The organism is Aquabacter sp. L1I39, from assembly GCF_017742835.1.
Lineage (GTDB): Bacteria > Pseudomonadota > Alphaproteobacteria > Rhizobiales > Xanthobacteraceae > L1I39.
Map to the genome: position 1 here is coordinate 3,965,774 of NZ_CP072392.1, position 14,636 is coordinate 3,980,409.

Annotated in this window: 13 protein-coding genes; 11 read left to right on the top strand and 2 right to left on the bottom strand. The window is 65.7% G+C overall.

What is annotated here, in order from left to right; all coding sequences use genetic code 11:
- Nucleotides 1-9: 9 nt before the first annotated feature.
- Complete coding sequence (locus J5J86_RS17940) at nt 10-1,392, top strand: DUF3100 domain-containing protein (protein WP_209100450.1); 1,383 nt, start codon at nt 10-12, stop codon at nt 1,390-1,392.
- 58 nt (nt 1,393-1,450) lie between these two features.
- On the opposite strand, the gene J5J86_RS17945 is transcribed toward J5J86_RS17940, so the two are convergent.
- Complete coding sequence (locus tag J5J86_RS17945; RefSeq protein WP_209100452.1) at nt 1,451-2,140, bottom strand: GntR family transcriptional regulator; 690 nt, start codon at nt 2,138-2,140, stop codon at nt 1,451-1,453.
- A gap of 174 nt (nt 2,141-2,314) precedes the next feature.
- On the opposite strand from J5J86_RS17945, the gene J5J86_RS17950 reads away from it, so the two are divergent.
- The 10 genes from J5J86_RS17950 to J5J86_RS17995 all read left to right on the top strand — a co-directional run bounded on the left by J5J86_RS17950 (nt 2,315) and on the right by J5J86_RS17995 (nt 13,511).
- Nucleotides 2,315-3,184, top strand: a complete 870-nt coding sequence (locus J5J86_RS17950; protein ID WP_209100461.1) for a transporter substrate-binding domain-containing protein — start codon at nt 2,315-2,317, stop codon at nt 3,182-3,184.
- Between the two features lie 134 nt (nt 3,185-3,318).
- Nucleotides 3,319-4,041: an amino acid ABC transporter permease gene (locus J5J86_RS17955; protein ID WP_209100463.1), complete on the top strand. Its 723-nt coding sequence runs from the start codon at nt 3,319-3,321 to the stop codon at nt 4,039-4,041.
- A gap of 34 nt (nt 4,042-4,075) precedes the next feature.
- The gene (locus J5J86_RS17960; protein ID WP_209105437.1) at nt 4,076-4,804 is read left to right on the top strand and encodes an amino acid ABC transporter ATP-binding protein; all 729 of its coding nucleotides are present in this window, start codon (nt 4,076-4,078) and stop codon (nt 4,802-4,804) included.
- 97 nt (nt 4,805-4,901) lie between these two features.
- Nucleotides 4,902-5,486, top strand: coding sequence for an amino acid synthesis family protein (locus tag J5J86_RS17965; protein ID WP_209100464.1), 585 nt, complete (start codon nt 4,902-4,904; stop codon nt 5,484-5,486).
- Nucleotides 5,479-6,354: an alpha/beta fold hydrolase gene (locus J5J86_RS17970; protein WP_209100466.1), complete on the top strand. Its 876-nt coding sequence runs from the start codon at nt 5,479-5,481 to the stop codon at nt 6,352-6,354. Before J5J86_RS17965 ends, J5J86_RS17970 begins: the two co-directional genes overlap by 8 nt.
- A gap of 5 nt (nt 6,355-6,359) precedes the next feature.
- Nucleotides 6,360-7,829 (top strand): aldehyde dehydrogenase, encoded by a 1,470-nt coding sequence (locus J5J86_RS17975; protein WP_209105438.1) that lies wholly within the window; start codon nt 6,360-6,362, stop codon nt 7,827-7,829.
- A gap of 17 nt (nt 7,830-7,846) precedes the next feature.
- Nucleotides 7,847-9,007: an iron-containing alcohol dehydrogenase gene (locus tag J5J86_RS17980; protein ID WP_209100468.1), complete on the top strand. Its 1,161-nt coding sequence runs from the start codon at nt 7,847-7,849 to the stop codon at nt 9,005-9,007.
- A gap of 144 nt (nt 9,008-9,151) precedes the next feature.
- Nucleotides 9,152-9,805, top strand: a complete 654-nt coding sequence (locus tag J5J86_RS17985) for a hydrolase (protein WP_209100471.1) — start codon at nt 9,152-9,154, stop codon at nt 9,803-9,805.
- Nucleotides 9,806-10,007: 202 nt separating this feature from the next.
- Entirely contained in the window at nt 10,008-11,873 is a 1,866-nt protein-coding gene (locus tag J5J86_RS17990; protein ID WP_209100473.1) for an amidohydrolase, read from the top strand.
- 36 nt (nt 11,874-11,909) lie between these two features.
- Nucleotides 11,910-13,511, top strand: a complete 1,602-nt coding sequence (locus J5J86_RS17995) for an MFS transporter (RefSeq protein WP_209100475.1) — start codon at nt 11,910-11,912, stop codon at nt 13,509-13,511.
- A gap of 303 nt (nt 13,512-13,814) precedes the next feature.
- On the opposite strand, the gene J5J86_RS18000 is transcribed toward J5J86_RS17995, so the two are convergent.
- Nucleotides 13,815-14,327 (bottom strand): ferritin-like domain-containing protein, encoded by a 513-nt coding sequence (locus J5J86_RS18000; protein ID WP_209100476.1) that lies wholly within the window; start codon nt 14,325-14,327, stop codon nt 13,815-13,817.
- Between the last annotated feature and the right edge of the window lie 309 nt (nt 14,328-14,636).

Here is a 14,636-nt window from a genome sequence, read left to right on the forward strand (position 1 = left end):
AGCAGCATCATGAGCGGAGCATCGGTTGAGGCACGAAACGTGTCGCCACCAGGACTGGCATTGGATGACATGGAGGCGCCTTCGGGCCTGAGCGGGCGGGTGCGCCTGTTCCTGTTCGCCCTGGCGGCGGTGCTGATCGCCGAGGGCATCGGCAATGTCACCATCCCGCTCGGCTCCAGCAAGATCGTGCTGCTGCCCCTGCTCTGGGCGTTGCTGGCGGGTGCCACGATCGGACTCGCGGCGCCCCGCCTGCCGGGCGTGCTGAAGGTGTCGCTGGCCGAGCAGCGCCTCGCCTCGGCCTTCCTCCAGCCGGCCCTTCTCATCTTCATCGCCAAGCTCGGCCTGCTGGTGGGCGGGTCGATCCCCAAGATCATGTCCGCCGGCTGGTCGCTGGTGTTCCAGGAATTCGGCCACTTCTTCGGCACCATGGTGTTCGGCCTGCCGGTGGCGCTCCTTCTGGGCATCAAGCGGGAAGCCATCGGCGCCACCTTCTCGGTGGGCCGCGAGCCGAGCCTGGCCATCATCGGCGAGCGCTTTGGCATGGACAGCCCGGAAGGGCGCGGCGTGCTGGCGGAATACATCACCGGCACCGTGTTCGGCGCGGTCTTCATCGCCATCCTGGCGAGCCTGGTGGCGAGCCTGAACATCTTCAATCCGCTGGCGCTCGCCATGGGCGCGGGGGTGGGCTCCGGCAGCATGATGGCCGCGGCGGCGGGCGCCATCGCTGCCCAGCAGACCCCGGAAATGGCCAAGGACGTCGCCACTTTCGCGGCGGCCAGCAACCTCATCACCACCACCATCGGCACCTATTTCACCCTGTTCCTGTCGCTGCCCTTCACCATCTGGGCCTATGGCAAGCTGGAGCCCATCCTCGGCCGCTGCCGTGGCGCGGCCCCGGCGCAGGGCACGGTCGAGGCCCCCACGGAGGCGCCCCACAGCGAGGTGCGCCTGGGCATTCTCGCCATCCTGGCGGGCTGGGTGCTGATCGGCGCCTATGGGCTCATCGGCAACTGGATTACCTACAAGACGCCCGTGGACGGCCAGGTGATCGCCGGTATGGCGATCATTCTCGGCGCGGTGCTGGCGGGTTGGGGGCTTTATCTGGCCACCGCCCGCAAGCTGCCGGCGGTGGTGTGGGTGTCGATGATCGGCATGGCGCTGACCTATCCGGCCAATCCGTTCGCGGCCGACATTGCGGCGGTCACCGGCAAGATCAACTTCCTGGCGCTGGCCACACCCATCCTCGCCTTTGCGGGCCTGTCCATTGCCAAGGACGTGCCGCTGTTCCGGCGCCTGGGCTGGCGGATCGTGGTGGTCTCGCTGATGGCCAATGCGGGCACCTTCCTCGGCGCCGCCCTCATCGCCCAGTTCTTCATGCACAAGCCGATCTGAACCCATCGGCCCGCGAAATGGAAAAGGCCCGCCGCGCGCGGGCCTTTTTGCGTTTGGCCTACTCCGCCTCGTCCTGCGCCCGCAGCAGGCGCTGGGCGATGGCGGAGGCGCTCATCACATGCTGGAGGGCGGCGGCATTGGCGCCCTCCCCGTCCCCCGCCTTGATGGCCTCCACGATGCGCTGCATCTGGATCGGCCCGTCCGTGTCGCGCCCGTCCGTCTTGATGGTCATGGACCGCAGATGGTTGATGCGGACCGTCAGCGAGGAGACGATGCCCCAGGCGATCTCCTTTTCCGCATGATGGAAGAGGGTGCGGTAGAATTCCGTGGTGGCCGCGAGCACGCCGGGCATGTCGCGCCCCGCATAGCCGGCCTGGATGCCGGCGAGGCAGGCTTCCAGCGCGGCGATCATCGCCGGATTGCGCCGCTCGGCGCAGGCGCGGGCGGCGATGCCTTCCAGCACGCCCCTTATCTCATAGATCTGCAAAGCGTCCGCCGCCGTGGTGCGCGCCACGATGGGCCCGCGCGCCTGGAGGGTGGCCACCAGCCCCTCGGTCTCCAGATGACGCAGCACCTCGCGCACGATGGTGCGGCTGACCCCCAATTGCTCGCACAGGTCCCGCTCGACCAGGCGCTCGCCGGGCTTGAAGCGCTGGGCGTAAATGGCCTCGCGCATCTTATCCAGCGTCAGCTCCCGAAGGGTCTTGGCCGGGCGGTCCACCCGCAGGGGTTCGAGCGCAGCGTTCATGGGTTCAAGATCCTGTTTCCCGACACCTGCCGCACGCGGGCGGATTCTTCAATCCGTACGGTCCGCGCGGGATCGCACCTCAAGAAAATCACCCGCCGCGCAAAAGGGTCGTTGTCGCTCCAATTTTGGCATGCCATATTACGGCACGCCATAAATATTCCAGCGGGCGACACAATGACCTTCCTCTTTTCCGCACGTTCCGCCTCTCCCGTGCTGACGCGCGCGGCCTTGAAACTGTCCGGCGCGCTTGCCGGCCTGGTGCTGCTCGGCGCGGGGGCGCAGGCGCAGGACTGCAAGCCGAAGATCGCAGACGCCCTCCTGGTGAAGCCCGGATTCTTTGTCATGGCCACCAGCCCCACCTTGCCGCCCATGGCCTATGCGGACCAGAAGGGCGTGCTGAAGGGCCTGCGCATCGACCTTGGCTATGAGATCGCCAAGCGGCTGTGCCTCAAGCCGGAATTCATCAGCACCGAATATGCGGCCATGATTCCCGGCCTCCAGGGCAAGCGCTGGGACATGATCGATGCGGGCCTGTTCGTGACGCCCGAGCGTCTGAAGATGCTCTACATGATCCCCTATGAGAATCTGGCCATCTCCATCTCCACGGCGGTGAAGGGCGGCGCGCCCATCACCAAGGTGGACGATCTGGCCGGCAAGACCATCAGCACCGACATTGGCGGCTATGCCGAGCGCAAGATGCGGGACCTGAACAAGGACTTCCAGGCCCGTGGCCTGAAGCCCATGACCATCAATCTGTTCGACAATTACGCCACCGTCTACCAGGCGCTGCGCGCGGGGCAGGTGGATGCGGCCGTCTCCATCGACCCCGTGGCCAAGCAGTATCAGGACCGGGGCGAGTTCACCCATGCGCTCAGCGGCATGTATGCCACCCCAGGCTCGCTGGCCTTCGGCGACAAGGCGGTGGCCGAGGCGGTGGCGGGCGTCATGAAGGAGATGGAGACCGACGGCTACCTGCCGAAGCTGCTCGGCGAGTATGGCGTCGGCCGCGCCGAGGGCGGCGTGAAGGTGCTCGGCCCCAATTGAGGGGCGGGCCCGCGCCCTTTTTCCTGACCGGCCATCCGGCCTGAACCGGCGGAGCGCCCCGCTCCGCCTCCTCCATCCGCACGGCGCCGGCCTCTGCCGGACGCCGCCGGGCTCCTGCTGCTTGCGAGGCTTCCGTGAAGGGTTGGCACTGGGACGGCTTCTTTGAATATCTCACCAATGGCTACCTCATTGAGGGCGCCTTCGTGACGCTGGGGCTGACCGTCTTCTCGATCCTGTTCGGCCTGATGCTGGGCTTCGTCATCGCGGTCATGCGCATGTCGAAGTATAAGATCCTGTCTGGGCCGGCCTATTTCTACACCTGGATCATGCGGGGCACCCCGCTCTTGGTGCAGCTCATCATCATCTATACGGGCCTGCCGCAGATCGGCATCAAGTTCTCGGTCATCGAGTCGACCCTCATCGGGCTGACCCTGAACGAGGCGGCCTATCTCTCCGAGATCGTGCGCGCCGGCATCGCCGCCGTGCCGCGCGGCCAGGTGAATGCGGCGCGGGCCATCGGCATGACGCCGTTCCAGGTGATGCGCTACGTGGTGGCCCCGCAGGCCTTCCGCATTATCATTCCCCCGCTGGGCAATTCGGTGAACGGGGTGCTCAAGACCACCTCCATCGCCTCCATCATCTCCATGGAGGAACTGCTCCGCCGCACCCAGGTGCTGATCCAGGAACGCTTCCTGGTGCTGGAGCTCTTTGTCGTGGCGGCCATCTACTACCTCATCATGACCACAGCCTGGGAGTTCGTGCAGCGCTGGATCGAGCGCCGGTTCGGCCGCGCCTTCGACCCGCAGGCGGGCCAAGCGGGGCCGGCAGAGCCGGCAGCGCTCGCGGAGCAGCGGTGAGATCATGAGCAAGGCGATTGGCGAGGCATCCCCCATGCTCGAGATCAAGGGCATCAATAAGTGGTACGGCACCTTCCAGGTGCTCAAGAACTGCTCGCTCTCGGTGGCGCGCGGCGAGGTGGTGGTGGTGTGCGGGCCGTCCGGCTCCGGGAAGTCCACCCTCATCAAGTGCGTCAATGCGCTGGAAGGCGTCGATGGCGGCGAGATCCGCCTGGAAGGCAAGTCGGTCACCGACGGCAAGGCCAACCTGCCCAAGCTGCGCTCGCGCGTCGGAATGGTGTTCCAGCATTTCGAACTGTTCCCGCATATGAACGTGCTCGACAATCTCTGCATCGGCCAGGAGAAGGTCCTCAAGCGCGACCGGGCCGAGGCCGATCGCAAGGCCAAGGCCCTGCTGGAGCGCGTGGGCATGGCGAGCCATGCAGGGAAATATCCCCTCCAGCTTTCCGGCGGCCAGCAGCAGCGCATCGCCATCGCCCGCGCCTTGGCCATGGACCCCATTGCCATGCTGTTCGACGAACCCACCTCCGCCCTCGACCCGGAAATGATCACCGAGGTGCTGGATGTGATGGTCTCGCTCGCCCAGGAGGGCATGACCATGATGGTGGTGACCCACGAAATGGGCTTCGCCCGCAAGGTCGCCGACCGGGTGGTGTTCATGGACCGGGGCGAGATCGTCGAGGACACGGCCAAGGAACGCTTTTTCGCCGATCCCGCCAGCGACCGGGCCAAGCTCTTCCTCTCCAAGATCCTGTCGCACTGACAGACCCGCATCCGGCGCCACGCCGGGTGCGACGCCCCGCGGGCCGCATCAGGCCCCGCACTTTGGCATGCCATAATATCGTTACGGAAAGCGTCCCATGCTCAAGCTTCGCAAGGTGGTCAATTACGACGAGAAGGTCCTCATCGAGGGCGGCAAGGAAGCGCCTCGCCCGCTGCATCTGTTCGGCGCGGCGGCGGTGCTGGCCAATCCCTGGGCGGGCCGGGGCTTCGTGGAGGATCTCCAGCCGGAAATCATGGCCATCGCCCCCGTCCTCGGTGCGCTGCTGACCGAGGAAATCCTGCGCCGCGCCGGCTCCGGTGAGGTGGTGGAAGGCTATGGCAAGGCGGCTTTGTGTGGCACCGCCGGGGAGGTGGAGCATGCCTCCGCCCTCATCCACACCCTGCATTTCGGCAATCATTACCGCCGCGCCGTGGGGGCCAAGACCTATCTCGCCTTCACCAATGTGCGCGGCGGGCCTGACACGCCCATCATGATCCCGCTCATGGACAAGCATGACGAGGGCCGGCGCTCCCATTACCTCACCGTCCACTTCTCCATTCCCGATGCCCCCGCCCCCGACGAACTGGTGGTGGCGCTGGGCGCCTCCATCGGCGGGCGGCCCCATCACCGCATCGGCGACCGCTACAAGGACCTCGGAAGCCTGAAGGACCTCCATGGCTGAGCGGCCTTCCCTCGCCCAAGGCGCGGCCCGGGTGCATCTGCGCGGCGGCGGCGTGTCCGGGGACATCACCTATCTGCGCCAGGGCGCCGGCCCGGTGGTGGTGCTCATCCATGGGGTGGGCATGAATGCCGCCATCTGGCAGCCTCAGATGGCGGCGCTTGCCGCCGCCCATGACGTGATCGCCCTCGACATGCCCGGACATGGCGGCTCCCTCCTGCCGCCCGATCCGCCGACCCTGGACGATTATGCCGATGCGGTGATCGGGCTGCTCGATGCGCTGGGCATTCCGGTGGCGGCGCTGGTGGGCCATTCCATGGGGGCGCTGGTGGCCACCCACACGGCCCTGCGCAACCCCGAGCGGGTGAGCCGGCTCATCGCCATGAATGCCGTCTTCCGCCGCTCGCCCGAGCTGAAGCAGGCCGTGCAGGCGCGCGCCGTGGAGCTGGAGGAAAAGGGCTTTTCCGCCTCCATCGCCCCGACCCTGGCCCGATGGTTCGGCGATCCCGTGCCGACGAACCTGGAAGTGGCCGCCGCGCTTTCCTCCGCCGCCCTGCGCACGGTGAATGTGGAAGGCTATCGCCGCACCTATTGGTTGTTCGCCACCTCCGACGAGGCGCTGGCCCCGGCCTTGCCGGGGCTGAAGGTGCCGGCGCTGTTCATCACCGGCGAGTTCGATGCCAATTCCTCGCCCGCCATGTCCCGCGAGATGGCGCGGATCGCGTCCGGCGCCCGCGCCGAGATCGTGCCGGGCGTACGGCACATGATGGCGCTCACCCATCCCGACGAGATCAATAGCCGGCTCATCGCCTTCCTGGACGAGGCACCCGCCGACGCTGTCCACCCCCTGCCCGCCGAGGTCGGCCCATGACCGAGATCACGACCTTCGCCCATTATATTGACGGCGCCTTCGAGACCCCGGCTGCCACGTTCGAAAGCATCGACCCCTCCCGCGAGGAGGTCTGGGCCCGCATGCCCCGCGCCGGCGCCGAGGATGTGGACCGGGCGGTCCGCGCCGCCCACCGCGCCATGCGGGACGGCCCCTGGGCCCGCATGACCGCCACCGAGCGCGGCCGCCTGCTCTATCGCCTCGGCGACCTGGTCACCGCCCATGCCGCCGAGCTGGCGGAGCTGGAAACCCGCGACACCGGCAAGATCATCCGCGAGACCCGCGCCCAGATCGGCTATGTGGGCTCCTACTATCGCTATTTCGGCGGCCTCGCCGACAAGCATCACGGCATGGTCCTGCCCATCGACAAGCCGGACATGGACGTGACCTTGCGCCCCGAGCCCATCGGGGTGGTCGCCGCCATCGTGCCCTGGAACTCCCAGCTCTTCCTGTCCGCCGTGAAGCTGGGACCCGCGCTCGCCGCCGGCTGCGCGGTGGTGCTCAAAGCCTCCGAGGACGGCCCTGCCCCGCTCCTGGCCTTCGCCCGGCTGGTGGAAGAGGCCGGCTTCCCGCCAGGGGTGGTGAACATCCTGACCGGCTTCGGAGCCGATTGCGGGGCGGCGCTGACCACCCACCCTCTGGTCGCCCGGATCGCGTTTACCGGGGGACCGGAGACCGCCCGGCAGATCGTGAGGAACAGCGCGGAAAATCTGGCCTACACAAGCCTAGAATTGGGTGGAAAGTCGCCTGTTCTGGTCTTCTCGGACGCCCATTTCGAGAGCGCGGCCAACGCCGTGGTGGCCGGCATCTTCGCCGCCTCCGGCCAGAGCTGCACCGCAGGATCGCGCCTGCTGGTGGAACGCAAGATCGCCGAACCCTTCCTCAAGCTCTTGGCTGAAAAGGCAAAAGCCATCCGGATCGGCGACCCGCAGGACGCCGCCACCGAAATGGGCCCTCTCGCCACCGCCCGCCAGGTGGCCCATCTGGAATCCACCATCGCCGCCAGCCTCTCAGCGGGGGCGGAACTCGTCACCGGAGGTGGCAGAGCGAATAGTTTCTCGCGCGGGTTCTATGTTGCTCCCACCATCCTCAGGGCGGAGGACACGCAGATCCCGTGTTTCCGCTCCGAATTCTTCGGCCCGGTCCTGAGCGCCACCACCTTCGACACCGAGGAGGAGGCCCTGGCCAAGGCCAATGACACCCCCTTTGGCCTCGCAAGCGGCGTCTTCACCACAAATCTGGCCCGCGCCCATCGCCTAAGTGCTTCCATTCGAGCAGGAATTGTCTGGGTGAACACCTATCGCGCAGTCTCCCCCATGGCCCCCTTCGGCGGCTATGGCCTGTCCGGATTGGGCCGGGAGGCGGGGGCGGACTCCATCCGCGACTACACCCGCACCAAGACGGTGTGGATCAACACCTCCGACGCCCCTATCCCCGATCCCTTCGTCATGCGCTGAGCGCCGGGAGCCGAGCCATGATCAACCGCATCCTCACCCCCCGCGAACTCTTGATCGGCGGCGGAAGCCTGAAGCTCCTGCCAGAACTTCTCGCCCGCCTCGGCGTGCGCAAACCGCTCCTGGTGGTCGACCCCACCATCCTGCGCCTCGGCCTCGCCGACGGCGCCATCACCGCCCTGGAGGCGGCAGGTACCGCCCCTGTGGTGTTCTCCGAGGTGGTGGAGGACCCCACCGACGTGAGCGTGCTCGATGCTGTCAACCTCTTGAAATCTCAGGGGTGTGACGGCGTCATCGGCTTCGGCGGCGGCAGCGCCATCGACACCGCCAAGGGGGCCGCCATCGTCGCAAGCACGGGCGAGGACATCCGCGGCCTGAAGGTCCCCCGCATCGTCGATCTGCCCACCCTGCCCCTTGTGGCCATCCCCACCACCGCCGGGACGGGCAGCGAAGTGACCCGCGCCTGTGTCATCACCGACACGGAGCGCCACGAGAAGATGTTGATTCTAGGCACGTCTGCCCTGCCGGCTGCTGCCATTGTCGACTATGAACTGACCCTCACCTGCCCCTTCCGGGTCACCGTGGATACGGGCCTCGATGCCCTCACCCACGCCCTGGAAGCCCTCATCAACCGCAATCGCAACCCCCATGCGGACGCCCTCGCCCTTTCAGCGCTGCAGCTGATCGGCGCCCATCTGGAGCGGGCCGCCACCACGCCCGACGACAGAAACGCGCGTGAGGCCATGATGTTAGGGGCAACTCACGCGGGCCTCGCGGTGTCCAACACCTCCACCGCCCTCATCCATGGGCTGAGCCGGCCCATCGGCGCCTTCTTCCATGTGCCCCACGGGCTGTCGAACGCCATGCTGCTGCCGCTGGTGACGGAGTTTTCCCTTTCCGCCGCGCCCGACGCCTATGCCTCGGCCGCCCGCGCCTTAGGCTGGGCGGCGGTCGGCACGGACGATGGTGAGGCTTGCCGCCTTCTGGTAGCGGGCTTTCGCGGGCTTAACAGCCGCCTTGAGGTTCCGACGCCAAGAGCCTACGGCATCGATGAAACCCGCTACCGCCAGCTGATCCCGGAAATGGCCCGGCAGGCGCTCGCCTCGGGGACGCCGGGCAACAATCCCAGGGTGCCAACCCTGGAGGAGACCATCGCGCTTTACGAGTCCGCGTGGGATTAATCCCGCTCAGGCCATATGTTTACCGCCAGCGTTCGGCGGGGTGCATATGGCCGCACAAATGGTCAAGCCGCCGTGCAATGCGACAAGACCGCCGCGGGTACGAAAGGTAGGGTCCCCGGGTCATTCACCACCCGAGGGACCCCCATGCCGACTGCCACCGCCACTCCTGGCAAGGCCTTGATCGCGCCAGACAATCACCTCTTGGTCATGATCGACTTCCAGTCGCAGATGTCATTCGCGACCAAGTCCATCGATGCGGTGAACCTGCGCAATAATGCCGCCCTCGTCGCCCGCGCCGCTGCCGGCTTCAAGGTGCCGACCATACTGACCACTGTGGCCGAGAAGAGCTTTTCCGGCCCCATGTTCTCGGAAATCGGCGAGGCCTTTCCCGGCCAGCCCATGCTGGACCGCACTTCGATGAATACGTGGGAGGACGCTCCCGTCATTGCCGAGGTCAATCGGATCGGCCGCGGCCGCATCGTGCTCTGCGGGCTGTGGACCAGCGTTTGCATTGTGGGACCAGCCCTTTCCGCATTGGATCAAGGGTTTGAGGTCTATGTCATCGCCGATGCCTGCGGTGATGTTTCCAGCGAGGCGCACGACCGCGCCATGGACCGCATGGTACAGGCGGGCGTCCGCCCAATGACCTCGCTTCAATATCTCCTGGAGCTTCAGCGTGATTGGGCGCGAGGCGAGACGTATGACTTGACCACAGGCATCGCGAAGACCTTTGGTGGCGCCTATGGCCTCGGCATCATCTATGCGAAGACCATGTTCGGCGCCTCCGAGGGGCACTGAGTCCAGGAGAGGGCCAGGCCGCGCCGCACGCCACCTCTTGAATGGCGAAGGTCTGAGAACGTCCATCGGGCTAGCCGATTGCTCCTGTCATGTGCTCGGCCAATTGCCTGGTCGCGCCGATCGCGCAGGTGCCACGGCGCCGAACGACGCTGAGCCTCCGGCCTCCTGATTACTGAACAAGCTGTCCTGGGAAGGATGGACCATGAGCGACACGGCCGACCTTATTCTCATCAATGGGAAGATCACCACCCTGGATCGTACCAATCCGCAAGCGGATGCCTTGGTTGTCTCCGGCGGCCGCATCCGCTTCGCCGGCACGGCGCCGGATGCAATGCGCTTTGCGGGCGCCAAGACAAAGGTGATCGATGTGGGCGGTCGGCGTGTCATTCCAGGCCTCATCGACAGTCATATGCACATCATTCGCGGTGGCCTGAACTACAATATGGAATTGCGCTGGGACGGCGTCCGCTCCCTGGCCGATGCCATGGAGATGCTGAAGCGCCAGGTGGCGGTCACCCCGGCGCCTCAATGGGTGCGCGTGGTGGGTGGTTTCACCGAGCAGCAGTTTGTCGAAAGACGGCTTCCGACCATTGAGGAGCTAAACGCCGTCGCCCCCGATACGCCGGTTTTCATTCTGCATCTTTATGATCGGGCGCTCCTGAACGCGGCGGCGTTGCGGGTGGTCGGCTACACCAAGGACACGCCGAATCCGCCCGGCGGCGAGATCGTGCGCGATGCTGCTGGAAACCCCACGGGTCTGCTTCTCGCCAAGCCCAATGCGACGGTCCTTTATGCGACCCTGGCGCGCGGGCCGAAGCTGCCGCCCGACTACCAGAAGAATTCCACGCGACACTTCATGCGTGAAGTGAACCGCCTCGGCGTGACATCGGTCATTGATGCCGGCGGCGGGTTCCAGAACTATCCTGAGGACTATGCCATCATTGAGGACCTGCACCGGGAAGGTCTGCTGACTGTGCGCATCGCCTATAACCTGTTTACCCAGAAGCCGAACGCGGAACTGGCGGACTTTTCCGGCTGGTCCAAGACGGTGAAGCCGGGTCAGGGCGATGACGTCTATCGCCACAATGGAGCAGGCGAAATGCTGGTCTATTCGGCGGCCGATTTCGAGGACTTCCAGGTGGAGCGGCCGGATCTGCCGACCTCCATGGAAGGCGACCTTGAACCAGTGGTGCGGCTCCTGGCGGAGAACCGCTGGCCCTTCCGCCTGCACGCCACCTATGACGAGACCATCTCGCGCGCCCTGGACGTGTTCGAGGCCGTAAACCGGGATGTCCCGCTTTCGGGCCTCAATTGGTTCTTTGATCACGCAGAAACCATCACCGACCGCAACATTGACCGCATCGCCGCTCTCGGTGGCGGGATCGCGGTGCAGCACCGCATGGCCTTCCAGGGCGAGTATTTCGTCGAGCGGTATGGCGCGCGCGCCGCAGAGCGCACACCGCCGATCCGGCGCATGCTGGATGCGGGCATCCCGGTGGGGGCTGGAACCGACGCCACACGGGTTGCCTCCTACAATCCCTGGATTTCGCTGTCATGGCTGGTTACGGGACGGACCATGGGGGGACTTGCCCTTTACCCGCCAGCCAATCGCCTCGACCGTGAGGCCGCCCTTCGCCTGTGGACGGAGGCCAACACCTGGTTCTCCAGCGAACCGGGAAAGAAGGGGCAGGTAAAGGCTGGGCAACTGGCTGACCTCGTGGTGCTCTCCGACGATTATTTCAGCGTCGCGGAAGACTGCATCCAGGACATCACCTCGGTTCTCACCCTGCTTGGTGGCGTGCCGGTTCATGGCGAAGGGGATTTTGCTCCGCTTGCGCCGCCCCTTCCGCCGGCCATGCCTGATTGGTCGCCCGTGCGCACCTTCGGTGGCTATCAGACGCGGCCGGAAAAGCGTGAGAGCGCCTATCGCTTCGCTGGCGCCTGCGGTTGCGCAAAGTCCTGCGGGATCCACGGCCACGGCCATGCCGGAGCCTGGGGTTCTGCCGTACCGGCGGCTGATATACGCGGCTTTTTCGGTTCGCTCGGCTGCGCCTGCTGGGCGGTCTGACCTCGGAGTGAAGCACGGGTCAGGAGGAGGAGCGGGATGACAAACCGGACCGAGGTCGCGCCCGGCGGTGCCTTCGCGCCGCTACGCCGGCGGGTGTTTGCGGTCCTCTGGATCGCCACGGTGCTCGGAAACGTGGGCAGTTTCATGCGTGACGTGGCGAGCGCATGGCTCGTCACCGATATGTCCGCCTCGCCCGCAGCCGTCGCCACCGTGCAGGCGGCGGCGCTGCTGCCGGTCTTCATCCTGGCCATGCCGGCCGGCGTGTTGTCGGACATTCTTGACCGCCGGCGGCTGCTGATCGTGATCCAGCTTGGTCTCGCCTGCGTCAGCGCCACGCTTCTTGTGCTGTCCTATGCCGGCCTGATGACGATCTCCTCGCTTATCGCCCTCACCTTTCTGGGCGGTGTGGGTGCGGCGCTCACGGCGCCGAGCTGGCAATCCATCGTGCCGGAACTGGTGCCCCGGGGGGAGCTCAAAAGCGCGGTGGCGCTCAACTCTCTGGGCATCAACATCGCCCGCGCCGTCGGGCCCGCGGCTGGCGGCGTGCTGTTGGCGGTGTTCGGGGCCGCGGCCACCTATGGCGTCGACGTGGCCAGCTACATCATCGTCATCCTCGCCTTGTGTTGGTGGCGGCGCCCGGCCACCGCCGAGGATGCGCTGGATGAGCGCTTTTCAGGCGCCTTCCGCGCCGGGTTGCGCTATGCGCGATCCAGCCGAGAGCTGCATGTGGTTCTGCTCCGGGCCTTCTTCTTCTTTGCCTTTGCCAGTGCGGTATGGGCGTTGCTGCCCCTGGTCGCCCGCGAGCTGCTCAAAGGCGACGCGGCCTATTACGGGCTTCTGCTCGGCTCGGTGGGGGCAGGCGCCATCGGCGGCGCGCTGCTCTTGCCAGGGCTTCGGGATCGGCTGAGTGCGGACGGCCTGGTGCTCGCCGCGTCCGTCCTTACGGCTGCCGCGGGCGCGAGCCTCGCTTTGGCTCCTCCGAAATGGCTGGCGGTGCCGATTCTTCTGGTCATGGGCGGCGCGTGGATCGTAGCGCTGACGACCCTGAACGCGACGGCTCAAGCGATCTTGCCCAATTGGGTGCGCGGACGTGCGCTTGCCGTCTATCTCACTGTATTCAATGGTGCCATGGCTGGCGGGAGCCTGGGCTGGGGCCTCGTTGCGCAGGTCACTGGCATTCAACCGGCGCTTGGCATTGCCGCGGCTGGACTTGTGATCGTCGGCTTTATCCTGCACCGGGTCGCCCTGCCAAAGGGGGAAGCGGACCTCACCCCGTCCCTGCATTGGCCAGAGCCCGCGCTCGCCGAGCCGGTTGCGAACGACCGGGGGCCGGTTCTCATTCTGATCGAATATCGGATCCAGCAGGAGGACCGAACGGCGTTCCTGCACGCCCTGAACCACCTTTCAACCGCCCGCCGTCGGGATGGCGCCTATGCCTGGGGCTTGACGGAGGACGCGGCCGATCCTGACGTCCTGGTGGAGTGGTTCCTGGTGGACTCCTGGGCCGAGCACCTGCGCCAGCACCGCCGCGTATCCCATGCGGATGCGGACGTCCAGCAGGCCGCGCGTGCGTTCGACCGTTCCGAGGGCGGCCCGAAGGTGCGTCATCTGCTTACCATTCCGGGCAAGTATCCCTGACGCGTGCTTTGGGACCGCTAATCTCGTACCGCTGCTGGTTCTCGCCGCAACCCATATGGTCTGCCGGCGGCAGACCCGCCGGCCTTTTGCCCCCCCGGTGGAAGATGGCTTCAGCCTCATCTGTCTAAGGGCCCCAGGACAGTGGCGTCGATCCGAGGTAACGAGCACCGGTGCGGCGGCGCCAGCGTGCGTAGAAAAGCGAAGACACATACGCGACGACCTCAGGCTTTCTTTAGCCTGAGGTGCCCCTTCGGATATGTGTCCTGGCGGCCCCAGGTGAGCGATGTCTCGGGGCCGCGGGATTCATCGGTTGGCCTTGAGACCTGCGGATTCCAGCGCCAGGTATTGCTGGGTTACGGCCGGCAGATGATTTTCCAGCCAAGCCGCCATTTCCTCCTCCTCCGCCAGACTCTTCTGGAGCATGGGAATGGCCGCCGAGAATCCGCCAGTCTCGGCAATGGTGATCAGCGAGCGGTAGGAGGCAATCTCATAATTCTCGAAGGCGTAGTCGGCGAAGCTGTTCTTCAGGATTTCGTCGTCTGCCATCGTGTGTCCCAAGGCTGCCATGTTGCCCATGAAGGAGGCCGCGGTGTCCTTGAGCGAGGACTGGCTCTCTCCCAAATCCGCCAGTATGTCCTCAAGGCGCTTTGCCTGTGCCTGCGTCTCTGAGACGTGCCTGCGCAGCCGCGCAGCGAGGTCGGGATAGCTTTCGAGCCGGTCCAACTGGCGGTTCATGATGGACAGTGCTTCATTTTCCAGCGCATGAGCATTGCGCAGCCCGACGGCAAAGATTTGGTGGATGGTATCGTCAGCCAAGAGGGCCTCCTGCAGTCTAGATCTTGATTTGAGGACGCGCGGAGCGACAAGGGAACCGCGTTTCGTCTCATGCCCTGAACGGCAGGGTTCCAATTTGGTTCAATGACTGTCTGCAATTCAATGTAGAGCTGGCGCTTGAATTGGATGTGGCGCGAATAGTGGTGTAAGCGTCCGCATCCGATCAAAACGTGTGCTTTGCCTTCTGACGAAAAGACGAAATTTTTCTTTTTCAGGAACAATTCCGGACTGGGCATCTTCCCTTTTGCGTCCGGCGGAGGCCGAGGTGTGCTGCACTGTCGGGAGCCGTTA

Coding starts and splice junctions, on each gene's coding strand:
- J5J86_RS17940 (WP_209100450.1), top strand. CDS start 10: ATGAGCGGAGCATCGGTTGAGGCACGAAACGTGTCGCCACCAGGACTG.
- J5J86_RS17945 (WP_209100452.1), bottom strand. CDS start 2,140: ATGAACGCTGCGCTCGAACCCCTGCGGGTGGACCGCCCGGCCAAGACC.
- J5J86_RS17950 (WP_209100461.1), top strand. CDS start 2,315: ATGACCTTCCTCTTTTCCGCACGTTCCGCCTCTCCCGTGCTGACGCGC.
- J5J86_RS17960 (WP_209105437.1), top strand. CDS start 4,076: ATGCTCGAGATCAAGGGCATCAATAAGTGGTACGGCACCTTCCAGGTG.
- J5J86_RS17965 (WP_209100464.1), top strand. CDS start 4,902: ATGCTCAAGCTTCGCAAGGTGGTCAATTACGACGAGAAGGTCCTCATC.
- J5J86_RS17970 (WP_209100466.1), top strand. CDS start 5,479: ATGGCTGAGCGGCCTTCCCTCGCCCAAGGCGCGGCCCGGGTGCATCTG.
- J5J86_RS17980 (WP_209100468.1), top strand. CDS start 7,847: ATGATCAACCGCATCCTCACCCCCCGCGAACTCTTGATCGGCGGCGGA.
- J5J86_RS17985 (WP_209100471.1), top strand. CDS start 9,152: ATGCCGACTGCCACCGCCACTCCTGGCAAGGCCTTGATCGCGCCAGAC.
- J5J86_RS17990 (WP_209100473.1), top strand. CDS start 10,008: ATGAGCGACACGGCCGACCTTATTCTCATCAATGGGAAGATCACCACC.
- J5J86_RS17995 (WP_209100475.1), top strand. CDS start 11,910: ATGACAAACCGGACCGAGGTCGCGCCCGGCGGTGCCTTCGCGCCGCTA.